At 45.6% G+C, this 16,335-nt stretch carries 13 protein-coding genes; 6 read left to right on the top strand and 7 right to left on the bottom strand.

The genetic code is table 11. From position 1 onward, the window contains the following. Positions 1-19: 19 nt before the first annotated feature. Positions 20-2,725, bottom strand: coding sequence for a TonB-dependent receptor domain-containing protein (locus tag BWI97_RS01630; protein ID WP_102199792.1), 2,706 nt, complete (start codon positions 2,723-2,725; stop codon positions 20-22). Between the two features lie 124 nt (positions 2,726-2,849). Between BWI97_RS01630 and BWI97_RS01625 the strand changes: the two genes are divergently transcribed. The 3 genes from BWI97_RS01625 to BWI97_RS01610 all read left to right on the top strand — a co-directional run bounded on the left by BWI97_RS01625 (position 2,850) and on the right by BWI97_RS01610 (position 5,656). Then, entirely contained in the window at positions 2,850-4,055 is a 1,206-nt protein-coding gene (locus tag BWI97_RS01625; protein WP_094810291.1) for a GTP-binding protein, read from the top strand. A gap of 124 nt (positions 4,056-4,179) precedes the next feature. Further along, positions 4,180-4,587: a Fur family transcriptional regulator gene (locus BWI97_RS01620; RefSeq protein WP_158242661.1), complete on the top strand. Its 408-nt coding sequence runs from the start codon at positions 4,180-4,182 to the stop codon at positions 4,585-4,587. Positions 4,588-5,302: 715 nt separating this feature from the next. Beyond that, positions 5,303-5,656 carry a prealbumin-like fold domain-containing protein gene (locus tag BWI97_RS01610; RefSeq protein ID WP_146010840.1) on the top strand — a complete coding sequence of 118 codons (354 nt, stop codon included), beginning with the start codon at positions 5,303-5,305 and terminating at the stop codon, positions 5,654-5,656. Between the two features lie 368 nt (positions 5,657-6,024). On the opposite strand, the gene BWI97_RS01600 is transcribed toward BWI97_RS01610, so the two are convergent. Beyond that, positions 6,025-6,336 carry an isochorismate lyase gene (locus BWI97_RS01600; RefSeq protein WP_094810301.1) on the bottom strand — a complete coding sequence of 104 codons (312 nt, stop codon included), beginning with the start codon at positions 6,334-6,336 and terminating at the stop codon, positions 6,025-6,027. 79 nt (positions 6,337-6,415) lie between these two features. After that, positions 6,416-6,625 (bottom strand): hypothetical protein, encoded by a 210-nt coding sequence (locus BWI97_RS27310; protein WP_146010839.1) that lies wholly within the window; start codon positions 6,623-6,625, stop codon positions 6,416-6,418. A 513-nt stretch (positions 6,626-7,138) separates the two neighbouring features. Between BWI97_RS27310 and BWI97_RS01595 the strand changes: the two genes are divergently transcribed. Continuing rightward, positions 7,139-9,043 carry a T9SS type A sorting domain-containing protein gene (locus BWI97_RS01595; protein ID WP_102199789.1) on the top strand — a complete coding sequence of 635 codons (1,905 nt, stop codon included), beginning with the start codon at positions 7,139-7,141 and terminating at the stop codon, positions 9,041-9,043. Between the two features lie 105 nt (positions 9,044-9,148). On the opposite strand, the gene BWI97_RS01590 is transcribed toward BWI97_RS01595, so the two are convergent. Together BWI97_RS01590 and BWI97_RS01585 are read right to left on the bottom strand one after the other, a co-directional pair. Beyond that, on the bottom strand, positions 9,149-9,382 hold the full coding sequence (locus BWI97_RS01590; protein WP_094810307.1) for a hypothetical protein: 234 nt from the start codon (positions 9,380-9,382) through the stop codon (positions 9,149-9,151). 1,044 nt (positions 9,383-10,426) lie between these two features. Next, complete coding sequence (locus BWI97_RS01585; RefSeq protein ID WP_102199788.1) at positions 10,427-10,645, bottom strand: hypothetical protein; 219 nt, start codon at positions 10,643-10,645, stop codon at positions 10,427-10,429. A 230-nt stretch (positions 10,646-10,875) separates the two neighbouring features. On the opposite strand from BWI97_RS01585, the gene BWI97_RS01580 reads away from it, so the two are divergent. Next, the gene (locus tag BWI97_RS01580; protein ID WP_102199787.1) at positions 10,876-11,268 is read left to right on the top strand and encodes a hypothetical protein; all 393 of its coding nucleotides are present in this window, start codon (positions 10,876-10,878) and stop codon (positions 11,266-11,268) included. Between the two features lie 2 nt (positions 11,269-11,270). Here BWI97_RS01580 and BWI97_RS01575 read toward each other — a convergent pair whose 3' ends face one another. Continuing rightward, positions 11,271-13,661, bottom strand: coding sequence for a PAS domain S-box protein (locus BWI97_RS01575; RefSeq protein WP_158242660.1), 2,391 nt, complete (start codon positions 13,659-13,661; stop codon positions 11,271-11,273). Between the two features lie 782 nt (positions 13,662-14,443). Here BWI97_RS01575 and BWI97_RS01570 point away from each other — a divergent pair. Then, positions 14,444-14,911 carry a response regulator gene (locus tag BWI97_RS01570; protein ID WP_094810315.1) on the top strand — a complete coding sequence of 156 codons (468 nt, stop codon included), beginning with the start codon at positions 14,444-14,446 and terminating at the stop codon, positions 14,909-14,911. 13 nt (positions 14,912-14,924) lie between these two features. Here BWI97_RS01570 and BWI97_RS01565 read toward each other — a convergent pair whose 3' ends face one another. Further along, the gene (locus BWI97_RS01565; RefSeq protein ID WP_102199785.1) at positions 14,925-16,187 is read right to left on the bottom strand and encodes an Hsp70 family protein; all 1,263 of its coding nucleotides are present in this window, start codon (positions 16,185-16,187) and stop codon (positions 14,925-14,927) included. Between the last annotated feature and the right edge of the window lie 148 nt (positions 16,188-16,335).

Raw genomic sequence — 16,335 nt, 5'->3', positions numbered from 1 at the left:
AATTGATGGAACAATTGATTTACAGGGAATAAAAAAGCTCTACACCAAAAAACAGGGTCGGCTGACTCCGTTGTACAGGATATCGCCGGACGATGTCGTAGTAAGTGGGTTTACTGGAGAAGACGTTATTGACGTAGAAAGCGAAGCCACTGCCTCTCTGCCATTCTTTGGTCAATCGGAAGTTGAATAACCAGAGCGGAGGACGCGTCTGCCACGATAGTTCGGCAGGATTAACGCCCCGGCGTAAGGAGGCGTATTCGGCGGAGGTAGCCTGTTGCCGGGTTAGTAAGACCTGCTGACCGGTTGTAGTCAGGTAACCAGAGGCCAGACTGTCCCGCTGCGTATAGCGGTTTTTCTCCAGCCATACCGTTTGCACCAGAGCCGAGGCAACGAGTTGCAGCGAAGGAATGCGGTAGATGAGCCGAAGACTCGTATTGAGACGTTCACTAACCGAAACATTCGGCTGATACATTGCAATACGATCCTGCCGCTGACTACTAAAAATGGCTCGATCGCTGTCGGGCACCAGCCCTTCGGTTCCAGTTTTGGTCCGAATCCAGGCTCCGGTGAGGTTGAGTGACGTGCGTTGATTCGCACTTAAATTACGCTCCCAGGTAAACTCAAGGCCTTGATTCCGAATGAATACATCCGCCTGCGGACGGTCGTAGGGAGCCATGAAGGTTTCGTACGCGTAGGGTTCTGTTGCAAGAACGGGCGGTGCACCCCCAGGCATAGACTGGGCTTCGTAACGGCCGTACAATAAGGGCATCAAATCCCGGGCGATTCGGAAGGCATGGTCCGTGGTTTCCCGAAAATACGTGAGCTGCAGTTGTTGTCGGGACCGATTCCAGTCGAAGCCCACTTCCCATTTTTTGGTCTGGAAAGCCTTCAAAGAACGCGTATCCGGAACAATCTTCCGGGTCGTTAAAACCACCAGCCGCTCCGCTGGATTCGTCGCGAAATAATTAAAGTTAACCAGATCGAAATAAGTAGGATTGGGGTAGAGGTAGGAAAGCGTAGGAGCTTTGTTCATGTGGCCATACCCAGCCCGCAGAAACCCTTTAGGAATGATTTCCAGGCTGGTATTCAGACGGGGAGCCCACGAAGGTTGCCAGAACCGCTGACCATTTTGTACGACCGAAACCTGATCCAGTCGGACGCCCGCCTGAATAATCCAGCTTCGGTTGCGTAGGGGAATCGATAACTGATCCTCCAGATAAGCCGACCATTGATGCAGAGCGGGAATTTCGGCGTACGAACGGGGCCGGTCTCCCATGCTGTAGTTTTGCCGGGGTGGTGTGCGAACATCAAACTGACGGCCCAAACCTCGATTGACTTCCGTTCGCCATTCACTACCCACTACAGGTTTATGCGTCAGTGAACCCGTTTTTAAAAACCAGCTGCTTTCAATTCTTCCGTATACATTGACAGGCCTTCCGTCTACGTGCGTCTGATTGAGGTATTCACTTTTTCCGTATTCGCCTACCTGAGTCGTATCCGTTCGGGCGGTACTCAAGGGAAAAACATCCCGCGTGACCAGATTTTGATAGAAACCCACCTGTCGGGACCGGGAATACCCCAGGGTATAGCTGAGGGAACGCAGGGTCTGGTTCAAGGGTCGCCAGCTTCCCTGAAAATTGACACGAACGGCCTGATCCCTGGCGTATTGTTGCTGAAAAGGATCCTGGGCATCCGGGTTTTTGCGAAGCTGATCCAGCGTGGTGGTATAGAGCAGGCGGAGGGTATTGCTGATGGTTCCGTCGGTTCGGGTAGCCGTAAGCTGATTGCTCCAGCGACTGAACCGATCCAGAAAATCACGGGGGTCACTTCGGGAAAAGGCCAGATCCGTATCCAGACTAAGGGTAGCCAATCGACCCGCCCGAACGCCGTACCCAACCGAAGTCTGCGACAGACTGGGATTAAGCTTCTGCGTGATTCGGGGTTTATACACACCCGCTCGCGTGGTAACGAGTAGCCCGCCCGTAGTCAGATCACCAAAGCGTACGGAAGGAATGCCGCGAATCACTTCTACGCTTTCAATGTGATCGGCGGGTATTTGGCGGAGATCGTTACCCCGACCGGCAGCTGAGGCAAACGGGGGCTGGGTTCCGGGAGCGGCGTTTAGAATCGTTACGTCCGTTTGCAGGTTTGCATTATTGGAAAGGGGGACTCCATCTAGGATCAGAGCCGTACCCAAGGCATTCATACGGTCGGCAGCGGCATTGGTAGCCACCTGGCGGAGCAGACTTTGCTGCACAGTATTTAAATCAGGATTGCCAGCCAGTTGGCCGGGAATGAGCTGCAGAATGTCGGCTAAACTGACGGGTTGTACGTGCTGAATAGCCTGCCGTCCGATGTTTGACCCTGAACCCAGCGAAAGCTCCTGAGCAGAAACCCGTACTTCCTTTAAAGACAGACTTGTGGGCTGTAGACGAAATACGATGGATGTCTGAATCGAAGAAACCCACTGCTGAGCTGGTTCGTAGCCCAGAAGACGGGCCGTGAGAAGCGTCGAGTCCCCGGCATTGCCGACGATCTGAAACTGGCCTTCCCGGGTCGTAAGCGTGGTATGATGGAAAGCGGGGTTTTGCAGGACGACCCCCTCCAGTGGCTGTTGCGTTTCAGCATCAATGACTACGCCTTTAACAATAGATTTCGGCGTTTGAGCAAACGTTGCCCAACTGACACAAACCCCCAGGAAACCGGATAAGTAACGATGCATCATACTTCTGAAGCCACTTCTGAACGAATTAAAGGCTCAAAAGTAAATCATATTTGCAACATTGTTGCATTTAATGTTCATATTTGCATCATTGTTGCAAATATGAACCCCTAACATTTTTGTTATCATGAAAAAATTACCCGTTACCGTCTTAAGTGGCTTTCTGGGAGCAGGAAAAACCAGTTTACTTAATTACCTGCTGCACCATCGGCATGGGTTGAAAGTAGCCGTGATTGTGAACGACATGAGCGAAGTAAACGTCGATGCTCAGACGGTTCAGTCTCAGAATGTACTGTCAAGAACCGAGGAGCGACTCGTTGAAATGTCTAATGGTTGCATCTGCTGTACGCTCCGGGAGGATCTGATGATTGAGGTTGAAAAGCTGGCCAAAGAAAACCGCTTTGATTACCTACTCATTGAATCGACGGGTATCTCGGAGCCTTTGCCCGTCGCCCAGACCTTTAGTTACGTAGACGAACAAATGGGTATTGATCTATCCAAATACAGTCGCCTGGACACGCTCGTGACCGTAGTGGATGCGTTCAATTTTGGGCGAGACTTTGGCTCGATTGACACCGTTCGTAGCCGTAAACTCAATGCGGACGATCCCGCAGATACGCGAACCATCGTTAACCTGTTAACGGATCAGATTGAATTTGCCAACGTTATTATTCTTAATAAAAGCGATCTGGTTACGCCGGAACAACTGGGGGAACTCAAAGCAATTCTTCATCAACTAAACCCCAAAGCTAAAATTCTGGAATCGAGCTTCGGACACGTAGAGCCGCAACAGATTCTGAACACGGGTCTTTTCAATTTTGACGAAGCTTCTGAATCGGAGAGCTGGCTGGCCGAGCTGGAAAAAGGTCATCATACCCCCGAAACGGAGGAGTACGGCATTAGCTCTTTTGTTTTTCGGGATTCGCGGCCCCTGCATCCCGAACGTTTCTGGAACTACATTTCCGAAGACTGGCCCGCGGGTGTCATCCGTTCCAAGGGATTATTCTGGCTGGCTTCCCGGCCCAATAAAGCCTTAAGCTGGGGACAGGCTGGAGGTTCTCTACGGGCCGAACCCGCAGGAACCTGGTGGGCGGCCATCCCGGAAAAAGAACGGCTGTATTATCCAGCGTATCTGGAAAATGAGTTGCTGATCCGCAAACGATGGCATCCGCAGTTTGGCGACCGCATGAACGAACTGGTCATCATCGGTCAGGACTTGCCTAAAGAACAGATAATCAGCGAACTGGAGGCGTGTTTGTGTACGCCTGCGGAAATCCGTCAAATGGAGTCGGGGGTTCGTTTCCGGGATCGTTTTCCGAAATGGGAAGATTAGTCATAAGCAAGAGGACGAGTTACTTCACAAAGAGGAAACTCGTCTTCCTGTATTTCCGTCCATGGCTGGATACGCTCCGGTTTACCCTGCAATCAGACTCTGCCTAAAACTTCATTCAGCGTCTATGCTTTCCACAAAAGAGCTTTTGATAGAAAAAGGACTGCGGCCTACCCCAAATCGGCAGGTTGTGCTGAACTGCTTTACCCAGTCAGGTCAGGGGCTGTCCCATACGGATCTGGTCAGGCAAGTAGGTTCAACCATGGATCGCGTTAGTGTATACCGCTGTTTACAGGATTTGCAGGAAGCCGGATTATTGCATGTTCTCAAGGACGGTAAAGGCATCCGTATTTACCTACGTCCTACGGAGCCTGAGGTATCTCATGTACATCCGCATTTTAAATGCAAAAAATGCCAGCAAATCAGCTGTTTACCGGAACTGCCCGCCAGTTATCTGCAATGCGTTAATACCTGCGAAATAGATACCATTCAGTTTTTCATTGAAGGCACTTGTCAGCATTGCCGTCAAAAGTAAAAATAGTATTTAGTTGATAAATCCATTTAAAGTAAATCCCATGAAATGAAATAGCTATGGGAATTGGTAGAGATGCGGGCGAATGAATTTTTATGCTCTTTTTGAGAAGAGGCAATCAACGATCAAGAAGCTGCATTCAGTTTTTCAAAGCATCAACTTTGTAGAAAATCGTGGTTCATTTTTCAAAAAGTTGATGCTAATTTTTACTTTCATTAATTAGGAAATCATGGATTTTTTATGAGAGATTTCTTCTGATGGCCATGTTGCTAGTAGTAGTGTGGGGAGCATTTGAAGCTATTTAAACGTAGAAGATGACCGTCAGGATCATGTGCTGGATAAGCAAATGATCCTAACAATTTATCCTGAAGGTATAAGCACAAACAGGGTAGATGAATTTTATGCTATACGAAGCATCGTACGAAGATACGTTAGCGATAAACTATTTTAAAGCTAATAAGCATACTAACATCATTATAAAGACTTGGATGGTTTTCAGTAGCAAGACCATGCAAAAGTTTATAAATAGTATTGAGACTGGTAGAAAGAAAAATAGATTTCAAAATTGCACCTATGAGTTTGTAAATCAAGAAGGTACAGCTAAAGTCAGGTATGGCAATAAGCCAAAGGTCTTTTCATTTGAAATCAATGGGCTGTAACTTTTACCAACGACCCTTACATAAATTGGTGTATATTGCCACTTGATCCCAACCTTTTTATGAGAAAAATCCTTACGCTTATACCTTTGTTTATGCTGGTGTTTTTGATCTCCTGCAGCAAAGAAAGATTCAATGGCAGCCTATCCCTGAGTTTCTATCCTATAGCTAACAGCCTTAAGTCAGATAGTTTCTATTGGTACTTATATCCAGCCGAAAACTACAAGAATATACCCTATCTGGAGAAAGGTTATTTAGGAGACCTAAAAACAGACGGGAATGGTAGAGTAAGCCTGATTATTAAAAATCTCAAACCGGGTAATTACGTATTCACCTATCATTACAATGAAACCATCAAAGCGTTTACGGTTCAGGCTCTGAGTGGTCAACGTAAGCGTTACGTACTCCAAAACTAGAGGGTAGTTTATGCTGGCTTCTACGTACGTGCATTCATAAAACTCTAGGTACGATTTTGGGGTTTCTCCTTCCACTCAGAAACACGCTGTATGAAGCCAATGACAAGAAACACGCTCCAAAGGGAGTGAATGATCGTAGTTTCTGTATCAATACCACTTATGTATAGGAGAGTCAGTACGACCAAACAGGCTAAGGAAATGGCTTTAGCCTTAGGTGATAAAAATACATCTATTATAGGCATCTGATCGATCATTTAAGTGAGTTTATTGAAATCAGTAAGGCAATGCGTATTGAATATCCCTATCCCTTTTACTCCCTATCCATCAGGCGATTAAGCTTTCCAGCTACTTTACGCATAAAATGACTTTTAGGGTTTATGCTGCTGCCAGTGCTTGAGTTCTTCTTCAATGAAATGGGTTACCAGGTTTCGATAAAGCCCTTCAATCACATCGGGGTTTAATCCCTGTTCCTGAGCCCATTGTCTACGTTGAGTCAGCATAGCGGCAAAGCGTTCGGGAGCCCGCACCGCCGTCTCATCCGTTTTAAACTGGGCGGCCGCTTTGATATACTCAAATCGTAACGCCCATCGATCAATGACTTCCTGATCGAGTCGATCGATGGCCGTTCGAATATCGGTCATGTTTTGACAGTCTTTGGGGTGTTTCAGGGGCTGCTCCATAAATAACTTGTAGGCAATACAATCTAAAAAGTAAATCGAAATAGATTTAGAAAGAATGTACTTCGATCCGGGTAAAAGTTTATTTTGCTACCATACGGCTAGTGGCAGCCTCGATCAGGGATAGGACTTCCTTGTAGGCTGTCCGTACCTCTAAGGGTTCCGCATGGGTAGTGATGAAGAGTTTGCAGGACATGTCCGCCGTGCAAGTTACCATACTAATACAATTAACGTTAACCAGACAAGGCATCTGATCGGCGGCACTGATTACTTGAATAAAAACGGGATTCATACTTGAGTAGATTAAATTACCTTCAACATTACAAAAAAATCAGATGAGCTACTAATGGCACCGGTAGATAGAGCACGAAGACTTTACAAATCAAAATAGAACTTACTACAAACTATTTCCAGTGTACAGGAGTGTTAGAGCTTTATTCATTACTGATCGCTCAAAGAATTGGCGGGGCTCTGTAAACAGCCTGATCCAAAAGCTTATCCATGTTTACGGATAGTCTTTCGTACGGAAGATTCCTGCTGTCAGGGTAAAGGTTTTTAGAGCGATAACTAACGTCATGCTGTCTACCGCAGAACCTGAAGTCTTTAGGTATTCCGCATGAAAAGAATGAAGCACCTTTAAAACTTTATCGACCCTGTGGTAGATTGTGTCGGTATGGTTTTCAACATTTCAGCCGACTTTACATTAAGCGTATTCCGTCTGCACCGTAGAATAATCATAAGTACTAAATTCTTGTCTTAACTTTGAGACCTTACATTAACACCTCCTTTGTTCGGCCTAATCAGTATGTATATACCTTTATCTCTTTTAATCAATCAAAAAATGAAGAGGATAGTATTCCCCAGGGGTATACTTTTCTATGTGTGGGTTTATCTGTTAGTCGTAGGAAACGTTTCGGTACTTTCGGCACAAAGGGTTCAGAAACAACCAGATCATACTGGCGAATTCAAACCAGTAGAACCGATTACGAAAAAGAATCCAATTCACAAGAGTACATCGGCTTCCATGCAGATGGTCATTGTACCCGATACGGCTCGGCCTTCTACCCACGCCACTGTTATTGTATCGCTTGGGCCAGACGTTGCTCTTAAAAATGGTTCTGTCTTTTTATTTGTTAAAAAAGATATTGGTATTTATCTCAATAGTAAAGCTATTGATCCGGTTAGCCGTACGATTCGAATTCCTGTAGCTGGTTTGAGAGCTGATACTGAATATACCTTTAGCTGCGGTTTCCAAAATAATTGCATGGGAGACCTACCCATCACAATGCCTTACAAGACGCCTGCCGCCTCCAGGCACGTGCAAAAAGTTTTGTTAATTCTGGATGAGGAATACCAGGGCGATCCGCAAATAAAGGAAGCAGTAGCTCGCTATCAGCAGGATGCTTTACGGGCTAATGGCCGTTTAGTTTTTGAAGAGTTCTATCTCTCCAAAAATCCAGTTGAGAAAGAAGTGCTTTACGAGAAAATCAAGAAAGACTTTTACAGTAAAACCGCTCCCCTTGAATACCTGTTCTTCATAGGGCAAAATGCTAATGCAAAGTTTGTAACGGAATTATATGATCCTACTACCAATCAACGAACCCTCGCTGATTCAGGATATTCACTATCGATCTACACTAAAGTAACTGCTCAGGATTATCTGTATGACAGACAGAGAGAAGGGTTTGTTAATCGCAGGTACACCTGTGGCGATGGGCCTGCTATTCAAAATCGATTAACTAGCTCAATCGACTATTCTTACATGTGTGACCTTTCCTTTGGTGCCCTGGTACCTACCCGGGAAGAAGAGGGGAAAAGCTACATTCTGAATTACTTCAACAAGCTTCATCGATTCAAACAAGGGGAAATCAAGTTTGATAGACGCGTATTGTCTGCCGATACCTTTTATGATGATTCTAAACTGTCTGAACAGTTAGCAGAATTAAATGCGAGATGGAAAGAAGTGGATACCGTAGCCGTAAGTCATGTCAAAGATGTAAATTATCATGGCGAGGATCTGACATGGATACGAAGCTATAACCAAAAACTAACTAAAAAGTCCTATGAATTAGTTTTACTTCAAGGGCATGGCAGTGAGACGTATCATTATTTGGGAATCAACGCGAACAGCGTCCGGAGTTACGAGCAACTTAACTCCATGATGTTTTTCTTTTTTTCCTGCCGGGTAGCCGGGGTGCAGGTGAGGGATTATCTGGCTGGGACCTATCTCAATACGGGCAATACACTCTTTGTAAATGCTTATTCCGTTAATCTCTTTCAAATAGGAGAGGCCAATCAATCCGTTTTCCCACGCTTGTTTCAACCTGGTGAGGTATTTAATCGCCTCAGTAAAGGGGAGTATGTAAGTGATGCGATTCGTACAACCAACAGCTATATCTCTTCTTTATACTTACTGGGAGATCCATTGCTTCAGCTCGATCCCCCGGTCGTTACTGCCCTCGAGAATCCTGAGCAGGAAGCTTTATGGGCATCACCTAATCCAACGAACGGAAGCTTTTACGTGAAGTGGCCCCAGACCTGGGAAACGGCCCACCTGGATATCTTTGATCCGGTAGGTAGACGCGTACATCAACAATCATTTGTACGTCAGCATTCGGAGCGTTTGACTTTGTCCTTGGCCCGGGGCCTGTACATATTGAAAGTAAGTCAGGGTTCGCAAACACTCTCCACGCGAATTTATATTCACTAGAGTCTGGTACTGGCATAGGTTTCATCAGGAATGACCGTATATTGACGAAGAGCAATATGATCAGTTAAGCAAAAAAAGCTGCCTTCCAAAGGCAGCTTTTTTGAATTAAGGATAACGTGGCTTATCAATATCGGGTTTGTCTTCGTTTCGATTGGGGTGTCTCACTTTGACCGAGGGGTCCAGCTCGTCGCCATCCGTGTATTCTTCGTCAATTCGATCCGTCGCCGGAGCATCTTTTAAAGGTACTTCGCTTGACACTCCACTAAGCCCATCAACGGAAGTATCGGTCAGTCCATTCGGACTGGCGGCCTTCTTGGCATTAATCTCGTCCTGTTTCATAGCAGTATACGTTTAAATGATTATGGCTGTACTTGCAAAAAATAGCGTGCTTGGGGTATTCCGTCCGCTAGTTGAGTAGCTCGTTCGTCAGGTAGCCCCGTTACTGGTTGTAAAGAGGCGAGCGAAAAGATTCGCTTTTTCAATAAAATTTATAGGTGTATCTATACTTTCAGAAGAAGCCTTGACGTTAGATAAGTACTAAGATCGAAAAGTGGCGGCTTTGAAGATCTGGGTTCTAAACGGCCTGTCCTGTGGGACCAGGCCGTTTGTATGAAGAAGCCTTTGAAAAAAAGTACAAAAGCTTGCTGTCAACTAAAATATTTTTTAGATTTGAGTATGCTTCCCTGCTTCGTGCAGAGAGGCTTTAACAAATGGTTCACTAACCCTCCTGACTCTCTGTTTGCAACCAGATTAGGAAAGAGAAAGCCCTGCCTAAAGTAGGGCTTTCTCTTTTTATGTATGTGCTAACATGGACTAATCGCTTTGGGATAAATGGATAAGGTACTGAATAACAATACTCGCACTGGCAGAATTCTGCTCAGATAGTACCAGTAAACCGGTAAATTTCTCCATTGATCGATCTTTGGGCAGAGGTATCCTTTTGATGGGCAACTTTGTGCCACTGAATCAGTTGAATAAGTGGCGGCTTTGACAACTGAGGATGTTGAATATGCAGGCCCGTTCGTGACGACGAACAGGCCTTTTTTTGTGATAAATTTTTCTGAAAATGATTTCGGTGTTCTAAGATAAACGATTTTTAATAAGGCTTAATTAGCAATCAATCGGCTGTAATTAAGAACTTAACCTGCCTGATTCAGTGCTTATGAATTTATCATCTGTTAATAAATTTCCTCATCGATTTTTTTGCCAAACTCATGCTGTTCATCGATTTAATTAAATTTTTTAAATCCTGATTTCTTATTGGACTGATTTATCAATTGCTGAGGTAAACGAATGCTGAAATTGCTTAACGCCAGGCATACAAAATCCCTTTATGAAATTTTTCATTTCAGATTATATGATTTAATGAGCTGATATACAGGATCAGGAGAATCCGAATTTATCGTCCTGATGGTCAGGTTCGAGGGCAGTAGTAAGGCTGTTTGCTACCGATTGATACGTTTCTTTTACAACTAAATAATGACTGGTTTCCAGATAAATTCCAGTCGTATCGTTCGTAATTTCTTCGAACGCGACAATAGCTGACGCTTTAATCTGAACTTCCTGATTGTATTTTTGAGTAATAAATTTGATGAATTTCATGATCTTTAGCTGGTTTTAATGCGTGTAATGTACGAAATTCGTATTCGTGTATATTGGCTAACCTCAGCGTCGGAATTTGAACGTTAAAGCTGTAAAAATGGTATTGTTCAAGTAGCTACAAAAGCATAAAAAATCGTTCTAAAGCCGAATCAGGTTTAGACGTAAATACGGAAAAAGTTGAGTTTTAGCACAACGGTTTCTACGCTGTTTCTCTCAAAGCATTACTAATTATGTTAACCGCCGAACAGAAAAGAAAGCTAATCGAAGCGTTAGCGATCATTGGGAATGAACCCATCCACGAAAACTTTGTCCATCAGCATTATGGGCAATCAACGCAACGTATTGATCGCCTCAAACAGAAAATTGAAAATGTGGCTCAGGTCGAATCCGTACGGTTTTGGGCTCGTCACATCAACGCTACCGAGGGATTGGAACAAACCATCGACCGCATCAAAGTGGTGGGGGATTTAACCTGTTCAGTAGCGTATGCCGTAGCGGCGTCCCTCAGGCAGGATGCGGCGTATGATCAATGGAATACCCTGGATGAAGAAGGTCTGACCGTATTTTGTAGCGAAGTAATACGCTCCGTTTCCATTCGTAGTTTTATCAATAACGCTTTGTAGTGTTACGACATGGGCAGGGGAGGTGTGGCAGGCAAGTTCACACGGAAAGTAGTTCCCTGGTCAGGTATGCTGGATACCGTGATGCTGCCTTGATGGTTTTCGGCCACTTTTCGGCAGACGGCCAGTCCAATGCCCGTTCCTTCGTATTTTTCCTTTGAATGCAGGCGTTGAAACATCTGGAAGATGCGATCCTGATAAGTCGGTTCAAACCCAATACCGCTATCCGAAATTTCAATCCAGTGATACCGGCGAACGAAACCATTGAAAGTCTCTGGGGCTTCTTCGGCCGCCTCGCTGCCGCTAATTCTAATGTGATTGATTCGGTCACTGGCCCCAAATTTCAGGGCATTCGTTAGAAAATTTTGCAGGAGTTGCTTTAACTGTGAAGCATTGCCCCACACGATTGGTAGTGGTCCCACGTCTAATTGCACATTTGCCTGGCGAATGGATTCTTCCAAATCCTCCAGTACTTCGCCCACCAGTTTACTAAGGGATACCTCAGTCATGGGGATTTCTTTTTGCGTGAGCGAGGAAAATACCAGCAGGTCGCTGATAAGCGTCGACATCCGGCTGGCTGAAGCATGAATCCGGTCTAGCGTACTAACACCCTTACTGCTAAGTTGTTTGGCATCAGAATTGTACAGCAGGGTAATAAACGACTGAATTTTGCGGAGCGGTTCCTGCAAATCGTGGCTTGCTACAAAAGCAAATTGCCGCAGGTTTTCGTTCGAATGTTCCAGTTCCAGATTGCTCAGTCGCAGAGCTTCGGTACGTTGCTGCACGAGACGTTCCAGCTCCTGTTTCACCAGTTTCTGGTTGGTAATATCCTGAGCCGTACCCGTCAATGCATACGCAACGCCATCTTCATCCATCAGTGTACGGGCCTGAGCGTGAACGATGCGTTGCTGTCCCGTGGTGCGATGAACGATCGTAAATTCTTCGTTGCAAGGTTCAGAATAACCGGCCTCAATGGCCCGGTTCAGACTAGTGCCAACGTGCTCAAGGTCTTTTCGGTGAATACGCAGTAGGATGGACTCAAGGTTCGAAACGGGCTCCATACCCAGCCAGTCGCTGATCCGATCGGAAAGGCTAAGGGTTCTATCCCGCAGATCAAGATGCCAGGTGCCGAGTTCGGCGGTGTCAATGGCAAGGCGAAGGTTCGCTTCCGCATCGGCAATCTTTTGCCGGGCCAGTACCCGCTCGGTGATATCAACGGCCATGTGCAAAATAGACCAAACTTCTCCCCGTTCATTTTTCAACGGTTTATACGTAAACTTAAACCAGTACGGACGAAGCCGATCACCATCGTATAGTTCGGCCCGTTCTTCCTGAGTTTCGTACGGTATACCCGTCCGATAGACCTCCTTTAGGATCGCCTCAAAGGGCTGGCCTTTCAGTTCGGGTAAGGCGTCACCAAGCTTTTTGCCGATAACGGAAGAGTCCTTACTCCACATCCGTAACAACGCATCATTCGCCATTTCGATACGAATATCTTCGGTTACATACAAACCAATAGCAAAAGGTGCCTGCCAGATGAGGTTATAAAAGTGATCCTGGCTAATTTCCAGTTTTTGCTGCGTAATTACTCGATCCGTAATGTCCAGTACGGCTCCCACGTATCCTTTAAAGATCCCGTTTGAATCGTAATGTGGATTGCCTGAACAGTCCACCCAGCGAATGGACCCATCGAGGTGCTTGATTCGAAATTCGCTCCGGTGTGGCCGACGGGCCTGAAAATCTCCCTGAAATACGCGGGCCGCCTGTTCGCGATCTTCCATAACGATGGCATCCAGCCATCCCAAACCCAGGTGGCTATCTAAATCACGCCCGGTCCAGTCGGCCCATTTTTTGCTGGTATACGTCGTATAGCCCTGTTGATCTGACATCCACAGAGCAACGGGTACGGCCTGCGTAATGCTCGTAAAGATGCTGGCATTATCCTGAAGAATGTGTCGGGTATAAACTTCTTCGGTTACATCCCGCACAATGCCGGCAAATCGATACAAACGGTTTTCCTCATCAAAATAGGCTTTACCTTTGCCATCCAGCCAGCGTTGTTTGCCATCGATAATCGTCCGAAATTGTACGTCACAGGTACGGTTATGCGGTGATTGGATGGCCGCCCGAATCGCTTGTCGCAACAGGACATGATCATCGGGATGAATATGCCTGATTACCTCCGTGTAGGTCACAGTACTCTCATTCGGGAAGCCGAACAGTTCCTGACAAAGACCATCCCAGTGAATGGTCTGTCGTAACATATTCCAATCCCAGGTGCCTACGCCAGCTGCTTCAAGTGCGTAGCGGTAATGTTCGCCCTGTTCGTGGAGCTGGTGAAGGGTAGAAGGGTTGAGTTGTTCATCCCTGATATCTGATGTAGAACTGAAAGGCATGTACTGATCTGGCGTATGGTAACTGTACATGAGTGCGAACGAAGGCGTCGTCCTCAAAACCCACCCATAACCATTTTTGAGCAAAGACGAATTACGGGTGTATAAGTTCTCTTGCCTACATTTCAGGATACTGACGGCTGTCACCTGATACTACAAAGAAAAGCGTCGCAGCGGTAGCGTACAAGTAAATTCTAAATTAAGGATTCGATCATTTTTTTTACAAAAAATATCCTTTTTATAATAAATATACGTGTCAAAAATGGGGTTTTTTACTTACGTATATGCCTATAAATGCGGTATGATAGGTACTTGCTTTGAGAATTGAAAAACAATCAGTTAGTCAGGCCGTTATATACTCAAATCTCTTTCACGTTTGGCGGAATGTGTTTAGAGATCGAGTAGCTACTCTGCTCCCGTTTGTCGACGGACAACGGGAGCTTTTGCTTTTGGTACTACATTTTTAATAAATACGATGAATGACTTGAAAAAGTCATTAGTAACTGAAGTAACAACTCCTGAAATCCTGCTTGTAGATGCGAGCAGGATTTCTTTTTATGTGGACTGAATCAGGATAACGGGCTGTATTCAAAAAGAGTAGGAATAAACGTTTGACTAATGTATTGAATTCTTTTGCTGCCCATAGCGGTGACAAAATGCGAGGGTTACGGGTTGTTTAACCCCAGAAATAATCCTTGAATAATCAAGTTTATGTACCGAAAGAGTTTAAAAAATAACCAGTATCTTTGCTAGTGCTCTATTGATATGCGTTTATTCCACCACCTATGAATACAGATACAACCCCGCGTAATTTTAAGAAGGCTAAACTATTGGTTGTTGAAGATAACGCGGATCATTGGTATGTAATTGAGTCAGTGTTGAAACAGCAATTGCCGGAAGTAGAAGTCATTTGGATGTCGGATGCTGCAAAAACCATGACGTATCTCAATGATTGTAAGTCCAAACTTCACATTTTGCCTAAAGTCATTTTGCTGGATTTGTATCTGCCCAGTTCGCAGGAAGGTTTGAATCTACTTCAGGCGATCAAGTCGAAAAACTCTTCCTTTCACCATATTCCAACCATTGTACTGAGCCACTCCAGTGATGCAACGGACATTAGCCGCTGTTACGAAACGGGCAGTAGTTCGTACATAATAAAACCCACGCTGATCCAGCAGTGGGTTGATTATTTCAAGGAATTCCGGCGGTACTGGTGGAACATCGTGTCCTTGCCTGATCCGCAGTACCAATAAGTAATCAGCTGATTTACAGACCTGAAAATTTATACCGACTGTCATACGCCAGTCCCAGACCTACGCTCGAAAGCTTGTTTTCATCCGCTAGTGAAGCTTTCGGAAAAAGACGACGAAATTCCGATTGAATCAGCGGAACTTCCGTTGAACCACCCGTCAGAATAACCAGATCAATCGCTTCGGCCGAAACGCCCGCTGCCTGAAGACAGGCCGTTGCCGCTCGGGAAATCTTCTCTATTTCTTCCGTAATGGCCGTTTCAAACTGAGACCGCTGAATAGGAATACTGAAATCCTTTTCCAGAAAATCAAAAGGCATTTCGTGCTCAATCGAAGACGTCAGAGCAATCTTCGCCTGCTCGGCCGCAGCCAGTAAGGTGTGCCCCGATTCCTGTTCGAGTACTTTCAGTAACCGCTGGTAACGCCTGGGATCCTGGGATTGCCCCAGAATTTGCCGGGTTTGCATGAGCATTTTCGGCGTATACAAAAAGTTTACCTTACTCCATTCCGCCAGATCGTGAAAGGGTTTGAGGGGTACATCGAGTTTCTTCTCTCCAAACGTGGTTTTGTATCCCAGTTCGGGCATAATCTCGCTTAGACTCAGATCTTTATCGAAGTCATTGCCCCCCACCCGTACGCCCGTATTGGCCAGAATATCCGAGGTGCGATCGGCTTTCGTACGGTTTTCCGGAGACAGCCGAATGACCGTAAAATCAGAGGTACCACCCCCCAAATCCACTACCAGGGCCAACTTCTCTTCTGTCAAATTCACTTCGTGAGCAAAGGCGGCGGCGATGGGTTCGTACTGAAATTCAATATGTTTGAAACCAATGCGTTCGGCGATGGCATATAATTCTCGCTGGGCCTGAGCATCGCCCGCGGGATCATTATCAATGAAATGAACGGGTCGCCCGAGTACTACATGCTCAATGGACTGACCCGCATTTGCTTCGGCTTTGTCTTTCAGTTGTTGTAAAAAAGTAGCGATGATGGTGCTAAAATTCATCAAAGTACCATTCACAAACGTACCCTGCTTCATGATGGACGTACCCAGCACCCGCTTGAGGCTTCGCATAAAACGGCCTTCTTCCCGATCCAGAAATAATTGAACGGCTTTGCGACCATAATACGTATGACGGTCATTGCGGCGGTAGAATAAAGCACTCGGAATGGTAACTGATTCATTTTCAACGGGAACCAGGTGGATCGCACCCGCGTGGGCTAGGGCAATGCTGGAGTTGGACGTACCAAAGTCAATGCCGCAGGAAATTTGGGTCATAGATAAAAGAATCTCAATACTAGAAAGAATGGCCTGGATAAGAAAATGCCAGAATGTAATCTACTAAATTACTGACGGAAAAGTTCAGGTCAAAGAAAAGAAATGAAAGAGCAATCGATAAAAGGAGATGGGAATGGAAGGGCATCTA

This window comes from Siphonobacter sp. BAB-5405 (genome assembly GCF_002872335.1).
In the GTDB taxonomy this organism is placed as follows: Bacteria; Bacteroidota; Bacteroidia; order Cytophagales; family Spirosomataceae; genus Siphonobacter.
The sequence above is the reverse complement of the archived record's forward strand: the minus strand, read 5'-3'. Positions and strand labels throughout refer to the sequence as shown.

Excerpts from the sequence above, each read along its gene's own strand:
- BWI97_RS01630 (WP_102199792.1), bottom strand. The coding sequence starts at position 2,725 with ATGATGCATCGTTACTTATCCGGTTTCCTGGGGGTTTGTGTCAGTTGG.
- BWI97_RS01625 (WP_094810291.1), top strand. The coding sequence starts at position 2,850 with ATGAAAAAATTACCCGTTACCGTCTTAAGTGGCTTTCTGGGAGCAGGA.
- BWI97_RS01620 (WP_158242661.1), top strand. The coding sequence starts at position 4,180 with ATGCTTTCCACAAAAGAGCTTTTGATAGAAAAAGGACTGCGGCCTACC.
- BWI97_RS01610 (WP_146010840.1), top strand. The coding sequence starts at position 5,303 with ATGAGAAAAATCCTTACGCTTATACCTTTGTTTATGCTGGTGTTTTTG.
- BWI97_RS01600 (WP_094810301.1), bottom strand. The coding sequence starts at position 6,336 with ATGGAGCAGCCCCTGAAACACCCCAAAGACTGTCAAAACATGACCGAT.
- BWI97_RS27310 (WP_146010839.1), bottom strand. The coding sequence starts at position 6,625 with ATGAATCCCGTTTTTATTCAAGTAATCAGTGCCGCCGATCAGATGCCT.
- BWI97_RS01595 (WP_102199789.1), top strand. The coding sequence starts at position 7,139 with ATGTATATACCTTTATCTCTTTTAATCAATCAAAAAATGAAGAGGATA.
- BWI97_RS01590 (WP_094810307.1), bottom strand. The coding sequence starts at position 9,382 with ATGAAACAGGACGAGATTAATGCCAAGAAGGCCGCCAGTCCGAATGGA.
- BWI97_RS01585 (WP_102199788.1), bottom strand. The coding sequence starts at position 10,645 with ATGAAATTCATCAAATTTATTACTCAAAAATACAATCAGGAAGTTCAG.
- BWI97_RS01580 (WP_102199787.1), top strand. The coding sequence starts at position 10,876 with ATGTTAACCGCCGAACAGAAAAGAAAGCTAATCGAAGCGTTAGCGATC.
- BWI97_RS01575 (WP_158242660.1), bottom strand. The coding sequence starts at position 13,661 with ATGCCTTTCAGTTCTACATCAGATATCAGGGATGAACAACTCAACCCT.
- BWI97_RS01570 (WP_094810315.1), top strand. The coding sequence starts at position 14,444 with ATGAATACAGATACAACCCCGCGTAATTTTAAGAAGGCTAAACTATTG.
- BWI97_RS01565 (WP_102199785.1), bottom strand. The coding sequence starts at position 16,187 with ATGACCCAAATTTCCTGCGGCATTGACTTTGGTACGTCCAACTCCAGC.